Below are 17,018 nucleotides of genomic sequence, written 5' to 3' on the forward strand. Positions count from 1 at the left end.
TTCGACCGTCACGCCGCCCCGGTTCCGGCCATCGCCTTCCAAGCCGCCATTGCCCCGGCCACGGTCGCCAGAAGAGCTGCACGCGACGCACCGTCGCGCGCCTGGATCGACATGCCGTGCTGCACAGTCGCGTAGAAGGTCGCGGCCGTGCGGAAGTCGAAATCGACCGGCAATTCTCCCTCGAGCACGCCACGCTCGAGCCGTCTCAGCAAGGCTTCGCGGTTTTCGGCGCGGCGACGGCGCAGATCATCGCAGATGGCGCCGCGGCTTGAATCCTGGTGCAAAGCGCCGAGCGCGATCAGGCAGCCTTGCGGACGACCGGTCTGCGAATAGGCCTTGGCCGTCTGGCGCAGGAATCGCTCGACCGCCTGGCGCGCCGTCGGCGCCTTGTCCAGCGCGGACCAGATCTCGGTTCCCTCGACCCGCGTGTAAAACTCGGTTGCCTCGAGGAACAGCGCTTCCTTGCTGCCGAAGGCGGCATAGAGGCTGGGTGAGTTGATGCCCATTGCAGCGGTCAGGTCGCTTATCGACGCGCCCTCATAACCCTTGGCCCAAAACACTTCCATTGCACGCCGCAAGGCGGCGGTTCGATCGAAGGTGCGGGGACGGCCTCGTTCCGGCATGGCATTCTTTCTGTGTTGATCGATACATAATTCAGTTGACGTGGTTCAGCAAGGCTGGCAGATATTTATGTATCAATCACTACAAAATGGAGAAGCAAATGTCATCCAGGAGTTTGAACGGCAAGGCCGCCCTGGTCACCGGCGGCAGCCGCGGTATCGGCGCGGCGATCGCACGAAGGCTCGCGGCCGACGGCGCAGGCGTGGCGATCACCTATGTGAATGGCGAGAAAAGGGCGCTCGCGGTGGTCGGGGAAATCGAGGCGGCCGGCGGTCGGGCCTTTGCCATCAAGGCCGACAATCGCGATGCTGCCGCGATCGAGGCAGCAGTCAATGAGGCAGTAAAAGCCTTCGGACGGCTCGACATCCTCGTCAACAGCGCCGGCATCTGGCGCGCTGCTCCGGTCGATGCCCTGTCGCTAGCCGACTTCGATGAGACGATGGAGGTCAACCTCAGAGCCCCGTTCGTCGCCACCAAGGCGGCAGCAGCGCATATGGGCGAGGGTGGCCGGATCATCTCGATCGGCAGCAATCTGGCCGAGCGTGCCACCGATGCCGGCCTGAGCGCCTATTCGGCCAGCAAGGCTGCCTTGGTTGGCCTGACCAAGGCCTTTGCACGCGATCTCGGTCCGCGCGGCATCACCGCCAATGTCGTCCATCCGGGGTCGACCGATACCGACATGAATCCGGCAGTCGGCCCGCACGCCGAGCATCAGCGCCAGAAGATGGCGATGCCTCGCTTCGGCACGGCCGATGAGATCGCCGGCATGGTCGCGTGGCTTGCCGGCCCCGAAGGGCGCTTCGTGACCGGCGCGGCACTCACCATCGATGGTGGCGCCAACGCCTGACGCCTGCGCCGCGCGTTCTTCGTCGTTTCATGGGGCCGAAGCGGAAATGCAACCGCTTCGGCCCTACGACGTTGTGAAACTGTTCTGCAACAGACGTTCCGAAATTCATGGAAGCTTAACGAAATCGGTATGAATCAGTATAGTCACGCCTTACATCCGCCATGCGGTGGGCGAGACCGTCGAAGTGGTGCGGAACGGGATCCGGTTCAACCGGAGCGGGTGATCCATGAAACTCCTTGGAAACAAAGCAACCGTGCTGCCATTTGCGATGGCCGCGGCAATGCTGGCCTTCGGTGCGCCGCAGGCTGAAGCGCAAGGGTTCTTCGACATGCTTTTCGGCGGCAGCGTCAAGCACGGGCGGCCGAAAGGTGATTTTCCGCCGCCACCGTCAAAGTACAAACCGAAGCCAAAGGTGCCGGCCGGTAGCGGTGGTGGTGCGGCGCAAATCAGCAGCCCGTCCTATTACACCTACAAGAGCGATCCGCTGGTGCGCGTCGATTTTTCGGCACTGGCGGCAGCGCCTGAACCGGCAACGCCGCAGGATGCCGCGTTTGAGCCGGCGGCCACCGGGGCTGCATTCTGCGAAGCCATTGCCGGGCTCGACGGCTATGACCTCTACGCCGAGAAGGACATCGCCAAGGCGCTGATCGCCTATTACTCAGCCAATCCGGATTTCATATGGGTGACGGGAACCAGTCCCAACAGCCGCGCCCAGGATGCCGTGCGGGTGCTGGGCGAGGCCGCGAGCTACGGCCTGACGCCTGCCGACTACACCGTCGAAGTTCCGGCAGCAGGCACATCGGGCACTGCCGATGAACGCCTGAAAGAGCTGGTCCGCTTCGAGATGGCGCTGTCGGCGCGCGTTCTGCGCTACGCCCGTGACGCACAAAGCGGCCGCGTCGATCCCAACCGCATGACCGGCTACTATGATTTTCCGCCGAAGCCGCTCGACATGGAAGGGGTGTTGAAGACGCTGGCCCATACCCAGCAAGTGCGCACCTACCTCGAATCGCGGCATCCACAGAATGCCGAGTATCAGGCGCTGCGGGTCGAACTGGAAGCGCTCCAGGCCAGCGCCGAAAATGAAGTTGTCGTCGATCCCAATCTGCTGTTGAAGCCGGGGCAGACCAGCCCCGAGCTGCCGAAGCTTTTGACAAAGATCGCGCGCAATCTCGATGACGAGATGGGCGGCGCCTATGGCGAGGTGCTGGCAAGGCTCGCCACCAGCGAGGTCTACGATCCGGAGCTGGTGCCGGTGATCAAGGCGGTGCAGAAACGGGCCGGCATGAAAGGCGACGGTGTCATCGGGCCGCGTACGGTTGCATCGTTGGCTGGAACGTCCAAAGCCGACAAGATTCAGAAGGTTCGGGTTGCGCTCGAAGAGTTGCGCTGGCTGCCTTCCGACCTCGGCAGCCCGCGCGTCTTCATCAACCAGCCGGCTTTCACCGCGAGTTATATCGACGATGGCGAGGAGAAGCTGAAGACCCGTGCCGTCGTAGGCAGGCCCACCAACCAGACTGCTTTCTTCTATGATCAGATCGAGCAGGTCGACTTCCATCCCTATTGGGGCGTGCCGCAGTCGATCCTGGTCAACGAGATGCTGCCGCGGCTGCGCCGGGATCCGGGCTATCTCGACCGCGCCGGCTATGAGGTGGTGAATGCGCGCGGCAAGCGCATTCCCTCCTCCTCGGTCAATTGGGGTGCCTACGGCGCAAAGATACCCTACGGCGTGCGCCAGCTGCCGAGCGAGGCCAATGCGCTGGGGGAGCTGAAGATATTGTTCCCCAACAAGCACGCAATCTATATGCACGACACGCCGCAGAAGTCGTTTTTCCAGCGCGACATGCGCGCGCTCAGCCATGGGTGCGTGCGCTTGCAGGATCCGCGCGGCATGGCGGCTGCCGTGCTCGGCACCTCGGTCGACTACATCGAGGACCGACTGAAGCACGGACATTCGACCGAGGACGTGACACGCAAGATCCCGGTCTATGTCGCCTATTTCACCGCATGGCCGGACCTGTCCGGCAACGTCGAATATTTCAACGACGTCTACGGCCGTGACACACGGCTGCAGCAGGCGCTCGACAGCACGGAAGCAGTGCGTTCGCCGGCTAGCTGAGAGAAGGTTCTAGCGCTGAAAGAGCGGGCGACGGAAGCCGGCTTCGCGTCCGGCGATCAGCCAATACACTAGGCCGGCGACAACGCCTGCCGCGGCAATGATGCAGATATCGGCCCAGCGCTCCGGGTTCGTGTCATCAGGTACACTGGGCCAGATCAGGGCGAAACCGGCCACCGCAGCCGCGGCGCCGAAGATCATATGCAGCCAAAAACTGCGCAGCGAGAAAAACTCGGCAATTAGCGCGAAGATCAGCGTCTGCAGGGCGGTCAGCACGATCGTCAGAAAATAGATAAACATGCCGAGCGGCGGCAACAGCAGCACCGCGACGGGTGTGACGCCCATGACGTCGAAATAATTCGGCGCATTCGGCAGCGAGATCAGCCCGCCATAGATCGCCGCCACCGCGATCAGCCCGACCAATACCGCAATGAAATAACCCGCGAGCATCATCAGAACGCGTTTCGATACGTGCTTTACTGTCGCCATGCCTATCCCCCCATGACAGAAGCGCAGTCAGCCATCAAAGATGCCTTGGCGCAAGAGGATGTGGAAAGCCGGCGCTCAAGGCGCCGTGCTTCGGTGCGGACCGTTGGCGGACAGCACTATTCCGGCTGGGCTGTCACCGGATCGTAGGTGATTTCGACCTTCGCCTTGTCGTTCGTGTAATAGATGACGGTGTAGGCGCCGCTGTCCCAATCGACCTCCTTGATGTAGCGGAAATCGTCGCGCTGCTCGACCTTGGCGATGATTTCCGACAGCTTCTTGGCATTCTGTGGCGGCACCGGATTTTCGTCCGCGGCAAAGGCCGATCCGCCGACAAGCAGCACGGCGGCCGCCAAAACAAGTCTGGACATGGCTTTCCCTCACATTTCGATGAGCAGAAACTCGTTTCCAGGCAGGTTTGTTCCAGGGTCTGGAATGGCGCCCTATCGCGGCGATGCGCTGTATTGCGGTCAGACAGAGAAATAGCGGGGAGTGAGAATGGTGGGCGATGCAGGGATTGAACCTGCGACCCCACCCGTGTGAAGGGTGTGCTCTCCCGCTGAGCTAATCGCCCGCTCGTTGCCCGAAGGCCAAGCGCGCCGCGATATAAGGGAGGCCGGCCTGCGAAGTCAACCACTTGTCGGTCGGCATCTGGCGGTCTGGACCATGGCCGGCTTCAGTCTTCTGCCGCGGCCATCAGCCTTTGTACCAGATCGAGCGTCAGCGAATCGAAATGCGAGATCACCGCCGACGGTTCGAACTCTCGCACATGACGGTCGGTGTAGCCGAAATCGACTGCCACCACCGGAATCCCGGCGGCCTTTGCCGTGTCGATGTCGGTCTGCGAATCACCGACCATCAGTGCGCGATGCGGGTCGCCGCCGGCGCGCGCGATGGTCAGAGTGAGATGGCGCGGGTCTGGCTTGCGGAACGGAAAACTGTCCTGGCCGCAGATCGCCGCGAAATGCCTGGTCATGCCGAGTGCCTCGATCAGCGCCACCGAATTGGCCTCGTATTTATTGGTGCAGATGGCCAGCAGGTAACCGGCCGCCTCGAACCGTGCGATCGCCTCGGGGACGCCGGGGTAGGGGCGCGATTTGCCGGGGATGTTAACGGTGTAATGGTCCAGAAACAGCTTTAGCAGGCGGTCGTGCTCCTCCACTGCCAGCGACCTGTGCTGCGCTGCGTGGGCGCGCTCGATCATCACCCGGCCGCCATGGCCGACGAAGCGCTTGAAGCCAGCTTCGTCGACGGCCGCGAGCTGACTGGCGGCAAGGCTGTGGTTGAGACTGTCGAGCAGGTCCGGCGCCGTGTCGATCAGCGTCCCGTCGAGGTCGAACACGATGATCGGTCGGGTCATGGCCTGTCCTGTGACGATTTGATTGCCGGCAGGCGATAACTGCTGCGGCCCGTTCAGGCAAGCCGGCTTATCCACCGCGGGCAAGGTCCTTTGACCAGCCCGGCAAAAATGCTACGAGCGCCGGAACAAATCGCGGGACCCGGCATGGATGCGAGGCAATTGAAGGTTGAGGCCGCGCGGGCAGCGCTTGCCCATGTCACGGATGGCATGCGGCTCGGCATCGGCACCGGCACGACAGCGGATGAGTTCGTGCGGCTGCTCGCCGACAAGGTCGCCACCGGCCTGACTGTCATCGGCGTGCCGACCTCGGAGCGCACCGCCGTCCTTTGCACCGAGCTTGGTGTGCCGCTGTCGACGCTCGAGGAAACGCCGGAGCTCGACCTCACCATCGACGGCGCCGACGAGATCGATCCGGCTCTGACGTTGGTCAAGGGCGGCGGCGGCGCGCTGCTGCGCGAAAAGATCGTCGCGGCGGCCTCCGCCCGCATGATCGTCATCGCCGACAGCTCCAAGATGGTCGAGATGATCGGCCGTTTTCCGCTGCCCATCGAAGTCAACCGGTTTGGCCTGCGCGCCACCGAAATTGCGGTTGGCGCGACGGCTGCAAACCTTGGCCTTTCCGGCCCTGTTACATTGAGGATGACGGGGAGCCAGCCATTTGTTACAGACGGCGGCCATTTTATCCTCGATGCATCTTTTGGCCGCATTCCGGATACAAGAGCGCTTTCGAATGCTCTCCACGCCATTCCGGGCGTGGTTGAGCATGGTCTTTTCATCGGGCTGGCATCAACGGCCATCATAGCCGGCGGCGACGGCATCCAAACCGTCCATGTCGCCCGAAAATCAGGGAGTTTTACCGATCATGATGTTGCATAACCGGGTTGGCCGCTTTTTTGCCATTCTGGCGGCCTCGGCCGTTTTCGCGTTTTCGTCGCCGGCATTCTCGCAGGACGTCACCGACGCCCATCTGAAGGCGGCGCGCGCCGCGGTCGCGGCGATCCATGCGACGGATACGTTCGACAACATCCTGCCGCAAGCGGCGGCGGCGCTCGAGCAGCAGCTGATCCAGAAGAACCCGGACATGCAGGAACTGATCGCCAAGACCATCAACGAGAAGGCAATGGGCTTGGCATCGCGCCGCGCCGACCTGGAAAAGGAAGCAGCGCTCGCCTATGCAAAAGTCTTCTCGGAAAAGGAACTCACTGAAATCGCCGCCTTCTACAATTCCGATGCCGGCAAGAAGCTGCTCGACAACGGCCCGATCGTGACGCGCGAGCTGGTGAAGGCTGCCGAAATCTGGCAGAACGGCCTGGCTCGCGATCTCGCCCAGCAGGTCGGCGAGACCCTGGGTGCAGCGGCGAATGCCAAGGCGCCGGCTGCACCTGCAGACGGTACCGCTCCGGCCGATGGCGCAGCTCCCGCGGACGCCACACCGAATTGATCGCGGACTTCCGAGCGGCCTGACCGCCACTAGACCAGAAAGCCCGGTGAGTCCGGGCTTTTCTTTTGGTGGCTGGCAGCCTACCTGTCTCGTTGTTTGAGGGGCAGGAGCTCAGCCATGGCCGGTTACGACTACGATCTTTTCGTCATCGGCGGCGGCTCCGGCGGGGTGAGGGCGGCGCGCGTCGCGGCAGCACTCGGCAAGCGGGTCGGCATCGCCGAGGAATACCGCTATGGCGGCACCTGCGTGATCCGCGGCTGCGTGCCGAAAAAGCTCTATGTCTACGCCTCGCAATTCCCCGAGCATTTCGCCGACGCCGCCGGCTATGGCTGGACGGTGCCTGAGGCGCGTTTCGACTGGCCGACGCTGGTCGCCAACAAGGACCGCGAAATCAGCCGGCTGGAGGCCATCTACCAGAACAATGTGCAGGGCGCCGGCGGCGAAGTCTTTCACTCGCGCGCCGTGCTGGTCGATCCGCATGTGGTGCATCTTCTCGGTGAGGATCGCACCGTTACCGCCGACCAGATCCTGATCGCTACCGGCGGGCGCCCGGCACCGCATCCCGCATTGCCCGGCCATGAGCACTGCATCTTCTCCAACGAAGCCTTCGACCTCAAGGAACTGCCGAAGGCGATCATGATCGAGGGCGGCGGCTATATCGCGGTCGAATTCGCCAACATCTTTCATGGCCTTGGCGTCGACACCACGCTGGTCTACCGCGGCAAGGAGATCCTCAGCCGCTTCGACATGGACCTCAGACGCATGCTGCACGAAACGATGGAAAAGAAGGGGATAAAAATCCTCTGCCACGCGGTGTCTGAGTGGGTTAGGAAGCGGCCCGACGGCCGGCTCGACGCGCTTGTCACCGGCGGCACCGTGCTGACGGTCGACCAGGTCATGCTCGCCATCGGCCGCATTCCCAACACCGAGAACATGGGCCTGGAGGGCGTCGGCATCGAGATGACCAAGACCGGGGCAATCCACGTCAACGAATACTCCCGCACCAATATCGACAACATCTGGGCGATCGGTGACGTCACCCACCGCGTGCAATTGACGCCGGTGGCAATCCACGAGGCGATGTGCTTCGTCGAGACCGCCTTCAAGGACAATCCGACGGCGCCCGACCACGACACGATCGCTACCGCGGTCTTTTCGCAGCCCGAGATCGGCACGGTCGGCCTGTCGGAGGATGAGGCGGCAAAACGCTTTTCGGATCTCGAAATCTACCGCGCCACCTTCCGGCCGATGCGGCATACGCTTTCCGGCCGCGACGAAAAGATGCTGATGAAGCTGGTCGTCGACAGCGCCTCGAAAAGAGTCCTCGGCGCCCATATCCTCGGGCCGGATGCCGGCGAAATGGCGCAGCTTCTCGGCATACCGCTGAAGGCCGGGCTGACCAAGGATGATTTCGATCGTACCATGGCGGTGCATCCGACCGCGGCGGAAGAACTCGTCACCATGTACAAGCCGACTTACCGGGTGAGAGATGGTGAGCGCGTCTGACGCGACAAGAACCCATCGCGGCAACGAGATTGCCGCGATGGAAGCGCGTGAGTTTTTTTACAGCAGCGTTCCGCGCAGGATCACCAACGCCACCGAAAAATAAATCACCAGCCCGGCGACATCGACCAGCGTGGCGACGAACGGAGCCGACGCGCTGGCCGGGTCGAAGCCGATGCGCTTCAGGGCGAACGGCAGCATCGATCCCGACAGCGAGCCGAAGGTGACGATGCCGACTAGCGTGGCGCCGATCGTCATGGCGATCAGCGGCCAGTGCGGGCCGTAGTCGTAGAAGCCGAGATACTGCCAGAGCGCGATGCGGCAGACGCCGACTACGCCAAGGATCGAGCCAAGCACCAGGCCGGTGGGCAGCTCGCGCAGGGCCACCCGCCACCAGTCGCCAAGGCCGATCTCGCGCAGCGCCAGCGCCCGGATGACGAGCGAGGTCGCCTGCGAACCGGAATTGCCGCCGGAGCTCATGATCAATGGAATGAACAGGGTCAGCACGATCGCCTTTTCCAGCTCGCCCTCGTAGCTCTGCATCGCATTGGCGGTCAGCATCTCACTGACGAACAGCGCGCATAGCCAACCGGCGCGCTTCTGGATCATCGCCGGAAAGCTCATCTTCATGTAGGGCTCGTCCAGAGCTTCCATGCCGCCGAAACGATGCACGTCCTCCGTCGTTTCTTCGATCATCGTGTCGATGATATCGTCGATGGTGACGATGCCGAGGAGTTTGCCGTTGTCCACGACCGGAACGGCGAGCAAATCATATTTGGAGATCAGTTGGGCGACCTTCCCGCTGTCGGTCAGCGGCGAAACGGTGACAGGTGCGCGATCCGGCGCGATTGCCATGATCAACTCGTCGGGCTCACCTGCGATCAGACGGCGCAGGCTGGTCGAGCGCAACAGGACATGCGTTTGCGGATCGACGATGTAGATCGCGTAGACGGTTTCGCGCGTCCGCTCCACCTTGCGGATGTAATCCAGCGTGCGGGCCACGCTCCAGTCCGAGGGCACGCTGACATATTCGGTCGTCATGAGCGAGGCGGCGCTGCCCTCGGGGTAGCCGAGAATGGCAAGCAGCGTCGCGCGCAACGGCGGCGCGAGGCCGCCGAGTAATTCGGAACGAGCCGGTTCGTTCAGATCGCGCAGTATGTCGGCGGCGCGGTCGACCGACATGGCGGCAAGCAGTCTGCCTGCCTTGATGCGGGGTAGCGCCTCGACGAGTTCGGATGCGCCGTCGAGTTCAGGCTGGTCGAAGATCTCGACCAGCCGCTCGAACGGCACTTCGCAGAGCAGCTCCGATGCCGTCTCGCGGGGCTCCCGGTTCAGGGCCTCGACGATGTCGGCGACGTGTTCGTTGGCAAGCACGCGGGCGATGGCGATGGCATCGCCGCCCGCGACAGGGGAAAATTCGTTCATGGCTCACTCCTTGCCGTCCGGCAGGACGTGAGCCGGTCAGGTCACGTCAAGCGGACGGCGGTTGCGTTCGACTGTGACTGTCGCCAAGCATGGCGCGGTGACCTTTCTGCTCGCGGGTTCGGGTGAGATTCTGCAAGCCGGCGGAACATAGGAGCGCGCCTTGCCGAGTCAATCGCAAGAGCAGCTGAAAACAGCAGCAGACCGGCTGGATCGCGAGACTGTGATCGGGCTACGTGGCAGGCTGGCCTGGGGATGCCGGCAACGACAGTGGCGCCGCGGCTATCTCTGCTTCAGCCGGCGGGGAAAGCGCAGCCATTTGTCCTCGGCCGGCCGCGTTGGCTGCGTGAGGATGGTGGTGAGCTCGACCGGCAAGCTCGGAACCAGCGGCTTCTTGGTGGCGACGCCGTCGGCGATGGCAACCACGCTGTGGTAGAATTCGGTGCCCGCGAGCGATCTCGGCGGCGCCGCCTCGTGCATGATCGAGATCACGGTTGCGTCGGGGCAATTGTCCTTGATCGCCTGATGGAAGGCGATCTTTCCATCGGGGTCGAGCGCGCCGGTGGCTTCATCGAGGAACAGCAATCCCGGCTGCTGCAGCACGATGCGGGCGACAACCAGCTTCTGTTTCTGCCCACCCGAGAGAACCTGATCCCAGATCTTTCCTTCACGGCTCTCATCGGCCAAATGCTCGATGAAATCGCCGAGGCCGGCCTTGTGCAGGGCGGATGCGACCTGCAGGTCGGCGTAATCATGCTCGGAACCGGGCAGGCAGACCAGTTGCTTCAGCGAGACCTGCTGCAGCTTGACTTCCTGGGCGGCGTAGAAACTCTTGACCCCTTCCGGGAAGACAATGGTGCCGCGGCCATAGGGCCACAGGCCGTTGATCGCCTTGATCAGCGAGGTCTTGCCGCAACCTGATTCGCCCTTCAGGAACGTCCACTCGCCGCGCCGGAAGCGCAAATTCGCGGCGCTCAGGAACGGTGATGCGTCCTCGCCCTGATGCGCCAGCTCGAGCTTCTGGATGGTCAGGCCGAACACCGGGTTCTGGCGGTCGTAGCGAAACTCGGAGCGGCCGGTCAGGCTGTAGAATTCCTGCGGGTGCTGGACGTTTTCGATGGCGTTTGCGAGTTCTGTGACGCGCTGGCTGTTGGCTCGCACCGCGGCTATGGCAGGCATAACATGTATGAACCATGAACATTGGCTGATCAGCGAGTTGACCATCTCGGAGCCGGTTATGTAGCCCTTGAGATCGAAACCGTTGTGGATGAAGGGAACAAGGCCTGGCCCGTAGGCCACGATGCGGGCACCGATGAAATTGTAGATCAGCTCGAACGAATTGTAGCCGGTGTTGACGATGTTCAGCCGCGCCCATGTGCGGTCAATGTCGACATAGCGCTGGCTGTGCACTGTCTTCTGCACATCCTCGCCCTGCGATGCGGCGACGTGAAAACTGCGGCGCAGGAACGTGATCAGCTCGCCGCGATAGCTGCCTTCGGCCTGCTGCATTCTAACGTTGAGCCGTTCCAGCAGCCTGCCCAGCTTGACCGCGATCCAGGTGTTCAACGGCACGTAGGTGGCGACCGCCAGAAAGGCGAGGACGGCGCTGCCATAGCTGCCAAGGAATTCCAGCCCTTTGACCTCTGCGGAGTGTGCAAGCAGTTGCTGGCCGACGAAATACAATGAAGTGGCAACGGCCAGAACCCCCATGGCGAGGCCGATGGCTCCGCCCGTCATATCCTTGATCGATTCTTGGATGCGCTGGTCGATATTGTCGGGAGCGGCGGCGCCTGACGAGCCATGCTGAGCGTGGAAATGCGTGTGATTGGCGTCAAGCAGGGCTTCGTTGAACTGGCTGTCCAGCCAGCCGCGCCATTTGCGATGCAACGTTGCGGATACCAGGCTGCGGATACCGGTAAAACCCGCATCCTTGAGCACGACCAGAAGGACAAGTATCCCGGCATTGGTCAGCAGTGTCTGAAGCGGGGTGGTGTTTGCGGCATCGTGGAAAAAGGCGATCGAGTTGACCAGCTCTCCGGACGCTACGGCAAACCAAACGCCTGACTTGCTGGAGAGCGCGGTGAGCAGCGCGATCACCAGGGTCAGCGTCCACGCTTCCATCCACCGGTCCGAGAACCAGTAGGCTCGCATCAGTCCCCAGAAGCTGCGCATCGACGATACGGGCGTCAGGGGCGACGGCCTTGCGGCACCGCGGAGCCATTTTTCCGATATTGAATGTCGCGTTGGTCTATCGACCCGAATCACTATCCCGCCCAAACGATTTTTCTTTTGTTACGCACAGTAACACCAATTGATCATTTTCCATTAGCTTTTCTCCAGCCGCAGGTGGATTGGCTCGCCGGCCGTTGCCGTCGAGCAACAGAATGAATGATCACGGCGCCATGCCATCACATGTCGAGAGGCGGATTACGTCCGCAATTTCAAAGGATTGCCAGCCTGCGCGGGTGAATTAAACACCTTCCCTCAGGGAAGCCGTTCGCACAGCTTTGTGAACACAAGGGCGTGGCCAGCGGCCGATCTTCACACCTTGAACCGGCCTGGGTACGCGAACTGTTCTGCCTTCAGCGTGCATTTTACGACCATGTCCAACCTCGTCGGCGGCCAGAAAGTGACTGTGATTCGTGGGTTGAACCGTCTTGTCGATACCTTGCCGCGGCCAAGCCTTGCCGGCACAGTCCATGACGCGAACCAGAACTATTAGATCGTGCTTATTTAGAGCGCGCACAAACTGAGTTTGACAATGATGTGCTGCGGATCGAACCTGCCGGGTGCGTTCGGGTTTGAACTGGGGGGAGTCCTTTATGCTTGCACGAATACTACTAGCCGCGACGCTCGCAACATTTACCTGGCTGCCGCAAACACATGCCGGCAGCCAGGCCATCCCGGCAAGTGCTGAAGGGCAGGTCGAGTTCAACACGCCGTCCGGCAATATCGGCTGCATCTACACGCCGAAGGGCGGCACCAGCACCTACGAGCCGCAGGATGGCGGACCGGAACTGAGCTGTTCGCGCGTCGAGCCCAGCTACGTCACCATCATCCTCGGCCCGAAAGGTCCGGCGACGCTGATCAAGAATCCTGGCGAGCAAGGCTGCTGCGGCGACGTCGCCAAACTGGCTTATGGCAATAGCTGGAGCAAGGGGCCGTTTTTCTGCCAGTCATCCACCAAGGGATTGACCTGCACCGGCAAGCATGGCCATGGCTTTTTCGTCAGCAAGGCCAAGGTGACGGTGAAATAGTCCGGCTCAGTTCGCCGTTTCCAGTTCGCCGCGTGCCTTGGCCGCGGCGACCTGGCGGAGCGCATCGGCAAGCGTATCGGCGTCCTGGGCTCCCATCACCGCATATTTGCCTTCAAGCAGAAAGCACGGCACACCCGATATGCCCATGCGCGAAGCGGTGGCGATTTCGGTGCGCACCGCCTCGACATCGGCGTCGGTCGGCAGAAGCGTTTCGACCACGGACGCATCCATGCCGGCCTCGCGGGCGGCTTCGATCAGCACGGCATGATCGCCGAGATTGGCGCCTTCCTCGAAATTCAGCTGGAACAGCCGGCGCACCACCCGGTTCTGAATGGCCTCGCCGGCCGTCCCGGCCCAGCGAATGAGCCGGTGCGCATCCAGCGTATTGGGCGCGACCTTGATGGCGTCAAAGGCAAAGGAAATCCCTTCAGCCTCGCCCAACGGCTCGATCCGGGCATGGATTTCGCGGATGCGTTGCTCGCTGCCGAATTTCGCCACCATGTAGTCGCGGCGGTTCTTGCCTTCGGGCGGAATCGTCGGGTCGAGCTGGAAGGGCCGCCAACGTATGTGAACGTCGATATCGACGGCGGCAATCGCCTTGTCGAGCCGTTTCTGGCCGATAAAGCACCAGGGGCACACGACGTCGGAGACCACATCGACGGTAATCGAGTTCTCGTCGTTCATCTTGATCTCCTGTTCTGAAGAGGTCACTTCGGTTTGCGCCACCAGGTCGGCAACTGATAACCGTATATGGGCGTCTTTTGCGGGTGTTCCAGATAGTTCCAATAAGCGAGCCATTGCTGGTTGTTGTGCTGCGTCGGCACCATGTAGTTGCCGGAGATCAGCAGCCGGTCGAGAACGCGGACGGCGGCGACATAGTCCTCCTTCGAACGAGCTCTCAGCATCGCCTCGATCGCCCCATCCACCGCCGGATCGGCGACGCCGGCGAGGTTGAACGATCCTTCGGCCTTGGCGGCAGCGGATCCCCAGCGCCCGGTTTGCTCGATACCGGGCGACAGCGAGTTGTTGAAACCGGTCGAGCCGACCAGCACCTCGAAATCGAAACGCTGCTTGCGCGACTGGATCTGGTCACCATCGAGGCTGCGGATGCCGACATCGATGCCGAGCTTCTCAAGGGTGCGCTGATAGATAGCGGCAAGTCGCTCTTCGTCCTGCGAGGCGGTCAGGATCTCGAAACCGAACGGCTTTCCCTCGGGATCGAGCATCGCGCCGTCCTGCACCGTATAGCCCGCACTCTTCAGCAGCTCGAATGCCGCCTTCAGCACCTTGCGGTCCTGGCCGGAGCCGTCGGTAACGGGCGGCCTGTAGGTGCCGTCCATGACATCTGCGGGCACGCGGCCGGGGTAGGGGGCCAGCAGGGCCTTTTCCTTTTCGCTGGCCGGGTGGCCGAGCGCGGACAGCTCGGAATTCTGCCAAAAGCTCATCGTGCGCGTGTATTTGCCGCCGAACAGATTCTTGTTGGCCCATTCGAAATCGTAGAGCATGCCGAGCGCGCGCCGCACGACCGGATTGGAAAATTTCGGCAGCCGCGTGTTGAACAGGAAACCGTTGACCACCGGCGGAATGCCGGTATCGAAAGTTTCGGCGATGACCTCGCCCCTGTGGAAGGCCGGAAAATCGAGATCGCGCTCGCGTTTGACCGGGTCGCTGTCGTCGTCGATGGCGCAGATGCCTTTCTTGAACGCTTCCTGCTTGGCGTTGGCGTTGAGGAAATATTCGATGGTGATCTGGTCGTAATTGTCGAAGCCGCGCTTGGACGGCACGTCCTTGCCCCAATAGTCCGGATTGCGCTTGAACACGATGCGCTGACCGGGCACGACTTGCGCCACCGTGTAAGGCCCGCTGCCGATCACCGGCTTTAGCGTCGTCCTTTCGAAGGTGTCCTTGTTGAAGGCGTGTTTCGGGATGATCGGCGTCAGCGCAATGATCAAAGGAAATTCGCGGTCGGCCTTGTCGTTGAAGGTGAAGCGCACACTGCGGTCGCCGGTCTTTTCGAGCTTGGCAATCGCTTTCATTCGCTGGCTGTAAGGTGGGCGGCCCTTCTCGGTGAAGACGTCATAGGTAAACAACACGTCTTCCGGCGTCACCGGCTCGCCGTCCGACCATTTGGCGTTGGGATCGAGGTGGAATTCGATGCTCTTGCGCTCGGGATCCATGTCGGCGGTATCGGCGAGCAGGCCGTAGAGACTGAAGGCCTCGTCGTAGTTGCGCTGCATCAACGGCTCGAAGACAAGATTGCCAAAAGCTTGATCCATCATGCCGCGCGCGGTGGTGCGCAGACTTCTCAGGATGAACGGATTGAGATTGTCGAAGCTCCCGACGACGCAATAGGTAATGCTGCCGCCTTTCGGCGCGCCGGGATTGACGTAGTTGAAATGATCATAGTCGGCCGGCAGCGCCGGACCGTCCTGCATGGCAAGCGCGTGCTTCGGTTCCGACAGGGCCGACTGCAGGGAAAGGCCGACAAACAACATTGTGGCGATCAGCCAAACGACAACGCGGCCCATGACCGTCTCCTTCCCGATTCGACGCGCAGCATACATGAGCCGGTCGTGCACCGGCCAACCCCTTGACCCAATCCCTCGGCTAAGATTCGCAAGGCCCGGGCTGGATTCGGCATCGCTTGCAGTGTAACACGCCGTCCGAAGTCATTCTGTTGCCTCATTTCGGCAACAGGTAGCTGGACCACACGGCGCGAAAAGCCGGTTCCGGGATCATTTGAGAGGAATGCACGACATGACGAGCCTGAACAGCAACGCGTACCGCCTGTCGGTCATGGCCGCTGGTGTGGTCGGCTTTCTCGGCGCCGGGCTCCCCGCTGCTTCCGCGCAGCAGCAACAGCAGATTCCGCAAGGCTGGTTCAAGGCCTGCACCAAGCAGGAAGACGTCGACATCTGCAACGTCCAGAACATCACTACTGCCGGCAACGGCCAGCTCATCACCGGAGTCAGCCTGATCGAATTGAAGGGCAAGGTGAACCGCAAAGTGTTCCAGGTGACGGTTCCGACCGGCCGTCTGGTTCCTCCCGGCATCGGCCTCCAGATCGACGCCGGCAAGGCGCAGAAGCTCGACTATGTGATCTGCTTCCCGGACCGCTGCGTGGCGGAAGTGCCGCTGACCGACCAACTCGTCGCATCCTTCAAGAAGGGATCGGCGCTGACGCTCACCTCGGTCAATTTCCAGAACCAGCCGAACCCGATCAAGATTGCGCTGACCGGCTTCAGCGGCGCCTTCGACGGCCCGCCGCTGCAGCAGTCGGACATCGAGGACCGGCAGAAGAAGCTCCAGGAGTTCGTCGCCAAGAACAATCAGGATTTTGCCAAGAAGCTCAAGGAAGAGCAGGACAAGGCGAAGGCCGCCAACTGATCGACGGGTTTTCAAACCAACAAAAAGCGGGGTTCATGCCCCGCTTTTTTCGTTTGAACCGGCCGATTGTCGGGTCCAGCCATGTGTCAAGCCGGCCAAGTCCCAGCCCAGTCCCAGCTAACTCAATGTCTCGATTGGTGCTTCGGCTCGTAGCGCCCGTCCGACTTCTTATCGAACATCTCACCGATCTGCGGATGCCGGACCGGTTCGCCCGACCGGTCCTCAAGCAAATTCTGCTCGGACACATAGGCGATGTATTCCGTTTCCGAATTCTCGGCGAGCAGATGATAGAAAGGCTGGTCCTTGCGCGGCCGCACGTCAGCGGGGATCGCCTCGTACCATTCGTCGGTATTGGCGAATTGCGGATCGACGTCGAAAATGACGCCGCGGAACGGAAACAGCCGGTGGCGAACCACCTGTCCGATCGAGAATTTGGCTGTCTTCATCGCACTCACCACTTTAACTTCCTGAACGCCACGCATCCTGGAACACGCAAGGAACGCTCCAAGACTTTAGACTCTTACGCATCGGGCCGACAAAGATTGGCCTAGACCTTGCGGTCGACATCTTCGTTATTT

The 17,018-nt window shown here is 61.7% G+C and carries 16 protein-coding genes and 1 tRNA gene; 7 read left to right on the forward strand and 10 right to left on the reverse strand.

Translation table 11 applies throughout. The annotated features are described in order from the left end of the window. Positions 1-8: 8 nt before the first annotated feature. Positions 9-623, reverse strand: a complete 615-nt coding sequence (locus NKJ08_RS07245; RefSeq protein ID WP_352781576.1) for a TetR/AcrR family transcriptional regulator — start codon at positions 621-623, stop codon at positions 9-11. Positions 624-721: 98 nt separating this feature from the next. On the opposite strand from NKJ08_RS07245, the gene NKJ08_RS07250 reads away from it, so the two are divergent. Together NKJ08_RS07250 and NKJ08_RS07255 are read left to right on the forward strand one after the other, a co-directional pair. Then, entirely contained in the window at positions 722-1,468 is a 747-nt protein-coding gene (locus NKJ08_RS07250; protein ID WP_352523716.1) for a 3-oxoacyl-ACP reductase family protein, read from the forward strand. 226 nt (positions 1,469-1,694) lie between these two features. Beyond that, entirely contained in the window at positions 1,695-3,587 is a 1,893-nt protein-coding gene (locus tag NKJ08_RS07255) for a L,D-transpeptidase family protein (RefSeq protein WP_352523718.1), read from the forward strand. A gap of 9 nt (positions 3,588-3,596) precedes the next feature. On the opposite strand, the gene NKJ08_RS07260 is transcribed toward NKJ08_RS07255, so the two are convergent. From NKJ08_RS07260 to NKJ08_RS07275, 4 genes are all read right to left on the reverse strand, one after another. Further along, positions 3,597-4,073 (reverse strand): hypothetical protein, encoded by a 477-nt coding sequence (locus NKJ08_RS07260; RefSeq protein ID WP_352523719.1) that lies wholly within the window; start codon positions 4,071-4,073, stop codon positions 3,597-3,599. Between the two features lie 116 nt (positions 4,074-4,189). Next, complete coding sequence (locus tag NKJ08_RS07265; RefSeq protein WP_352523721.1) at positions 4,190-4,441, reverse strand: PepSY domain-containing protein; 252 nt, start codon at positions 4,439-4,441, stop codon at positions 4,190-4,192. Positions 4,442-4,569: 128 nt separating this feature from the next. Beyond that, positions 4,570-4,644, reverse strand: a tRNA-Val gene (locus tag NKJ08_RS07270). 102 nt (positions 4,645-4,746) lie between these two features. Then, complete coding sequence (locus NKJ08_RS07275; protein ID WP_352523722.1) at positions 4,747-5,430, reverse strand: phosphoglycolate phosphatase; 684 nt, start codon at positions 5,428-5,430, stop codon at positions 4,747-4,749. A 144-nt stretch (positions 5,431-5,574) separates the two neighbouring features. Here NKJ08_RS07275 and rpiA point away from each other — a divergent pair, with 144 nt between their 5' ends. The 3 genes from rpiA (at position 5,575) to gor (ending at position 8,377) form a co-directional block, all read left to right on the forward strand. Beyond that, positions 5,575-6,306 (forward strand): ribose-5-phosphate isomerase RpiA, encoded by a 732-nt coding sequence (rpiA, locus tag NKJ08_RS07280; RefSeq protein ID WP_352523724.1) that lies wholly within the window; start codon positions 5,575-5,577, stop codon positions 6,304-6,306. Beyond that, positions 6,293-6,871 (forward strand): DUF2059 domain-containing protein, encoded by a 579-nt coding sequence (locus tag NKJ08_RS07285; protein ID WP_352523726.1) that lies wholly within the window; start codon positions 6,293-6,295, stop codon positions 6,869-6,871. Before rpiA ends, NKJ08_RS07285 begins: the two co-directional genes overlap by 14 nt. Positions 6,872-6,988: 117 nt before the next feature. Further along, positions 6,989-8,377 carry a glutathione-disulfide reductase gene (gene gor, locus NKJ08_RS07290; RefSeq protein ID WP_352523728.1) on the forward strand — a complete coding sequence of 463 codons (1,389 nt, stop codon included), beginning with the start codon at positions 6,989-6,991 and terminating at the stop codon, positions 8,375-8,377. 57 nt (positions 8,378-8,434) lie between these two features. On the opposite strand, the gene mgtE is transcribed toward gor, so the two are convergent. Together mgtE and NKJ08_RS07300 are read right to left on the reverse strand one after the other, a co-directional pair. Then, entirely contained in the window at positions 8,435-9,799 is a 1,365-nt protein-coding gene (gene mgtE / locus NKJ08_RS07295) for a magnesium transporter (protein WP_352523729.1), read from the reverse strand. A gap of 279 nt (positions 9,800-10,078) precedes the next feature. Next, the gene (locus tag NKJ08_RS07300) at positions 10,079-11,968 is read right to left on the reverse strand and encodes an ABC transporter ATP-binding protein/permease (protein WP_352523731.1); all 1,890 of its coding nucleotides are present in this window, start codon (positions 11,966-11,968) and stop codon (positions 10,079-10,081) included. A 650-nt stretch (positions 11,969-12,618) separates the two neighbouring features. Between NKJ08_RS07300 and NKJ08_RS07305 the strand changes: the two genes are divergently transcribed. After that, the gene (locus tag NKJ08_RS07305) at positions 12,619-13,053 is read left to right on the forward strand and encodes a hypothetical protein (protein ID WP_352523733.1); all 435 of its coding nucleotides are present in this window, start codon (positions 12,619-12,621) and stop codon (positions 13,051-13,053) included. A 6-nt stretch (positions 13,054-13,059) separates the two neighbouring features. Here NKJ08_RS07305 and NKJ08_RS07310 read toward each other — a convergent pair whose 3' ends face one another. After that, a complete protein-coding gene (locus tag NKJ08_RS07310) occupies positions 13,060-13,737 on the reverse strand; it encodes a DsbA family oxidoreductase (protein ID WP_352523735.1) in 678 nt (225 codons plus the stop codon). 23 nt (positions 13,738-13,760) lie between these two features. Continuing rightward, positions 13,761-15,581: an extracellular solute-binding protein gene (locus NKJ08_RS07315; protein ID WP_352781577.1), complete on the reverse strand. Its 1,821-nt coding sequence runs from the start codon at positions 15,579-15,581 to the stop codon at positions 13,761-13,763. Positions 15,582-15,810: 229 nt separating this feature from the next. Here NKJ08_RS07315 and NKJ08_RS07320 point away from each other — a divergent pair, with 229 nt between their 5' ends. Continuing rightward, complete coding sequence (locus NKJ08_RS07320) at positions 15,811-16,440, forward strand: invasion associated locus B family protein (protein ID WP_352523739.1); 630 nt, start codon at positions 15,811-15,813, stop codon at positions 16,438-16,440. Between the two features lie 122 nt (positions 16,441-16,562). Here NKJ08_RS07320 and hspQ read toward each other — a convergent pair whose 3' ends face one another. Beyond that, positions 16,563-16,886 (reverse strand): heat shock protein HspQ, encoded by a 324-nt coding sequence (gene hspQ, locus NKJ08_RS07325; RefSeq protein ID WP_352523741.1) that lies wholly within the window; start codon positions 16,884-16,886, stop codon positions 16,563-16,565. Positions 16,887-17,018: the final 132 nt, after the last annotated feature.

The organism is Mesorhizobium sp. M0244 (genome assembly GCF_040321795.1).
Taxonomy (GTDB): Bacteria; Pseudomonadota; Alphaproteobacteria; order Rhizobiales; family Rhizobiaceae; genus Mesorhizobium.

Bases quoted from the DNA above. Each gene is read 5' to 3' on its own strand.
- NKJ08_RS07245 (WP_352781576.1), bottom strand. From the start codon at position 623: ATGCCGGAACGAGGCCGTCCCCGCACCTTCGATCGAACCGCCGCCTTG.
- NKJ08_RS07250 (WP_352523716.1), top strand. From the start codon at position 722: ATGTCATCCAGGAGTTTGAACGGCAAGGCCGCCCTGGTCACCGGCGGC.
- NKJ08_RS07255 (WP_352523718.1), top strand. From the start codon at position 1,695: ATGAAACTCCTTGGAAACAAAGCAACCGTGCTGCCATTTGCGATGGCC.
- NKJ08_RS07260 (WP_352523719.1), bottom strand. From the start codon at position 4,073: ATGGCGACAGTAAAGCACGTATCGAAACGCGTTCTGATGATGCTCGCG.
- NKJ08_RS07265 (WP_352523721.1), bottom strand. From the start codon at position 4,441: ATGTCCAGACTTGTTTTGGCGGCCGCCGTGCTGCTTGTCGGCGGATCG.
- NKJ08_RS07275 (WP_352523722.1), bottom strand. From the start codon at position 5,430: ATGACCCGACCGATCATCGTGTTCGACCTCGACGGGACGCTGATCGAC.
- rpiA (WP_352523724.1), top strand. From the start codon at position 5,575: ATGGATGCGAGGCAATTGAAGGTTGAGGCCGCGCGGGCAGCGCTTGCC.
- NKJ08_RS07285 (WP_352523726.1), top strand. From the start codon at position 6,293: ATGATGTTGCATAACCGGGTTGGCCGCTTTTTTGCCATTCTGGCGGCC.
- gor (WP_352523728.1), top strand. From the start codon at position 6,989: ATGGCCGGTTACGACTACGATCTTTTCGTCATCGGCGGCGGCTCCGGC.
- mgtE (WP_352523729.1), bottom strand. From the start codon at position 9,799: ATGAACGAATTTTCCCCTGTCGCGGGCGGCGATGCCATCGCCATCGCC.
- NKJ08_RS07300 (WP_352523731.1), bottom strand. From the start codon at position 11,968: ATGCGCAGCTTCTGGGGACTGATGCGAGCCTACTGGTTCTCGGACCGG.
- NKJ08_RS07305 (WP_352523733.1), top strand. From the start codon at position 12,619: ATGCTTGCACGAATACTACTAGCCGCGACGCTCGCAACATTTACCTGG.
- NKJ08_RS07310 (WP_352523735.1), bottom strand. From the start codon at position 13,737: ATGAACGACGAGAACTCGATTACCGTCGATGTGGTCTCCGACGTCGTG.
- NKJ08_RS07315 (WP_352781577.1), bottom strand. From the start codon at position 15,581: ATGGGCCGCGTTGTCGTTTGGCTGATCGCCACAATGTTGTTTGTCGGC.
- NKJ08_RS07320 (WP_352523739.1), top strand. From the start codon at position 15,811: ATGACGAGCCTGAACAGCAACGCGTACCGCCTGTCGGTCATGGCCGCT.
- hspQ (WP_352523741.1), bottom strand. From the start codon at position 16,886: ATGAAGACAGCCAAATTCTCGATCGGACAGGTGGTTCGCCACCGGCTG.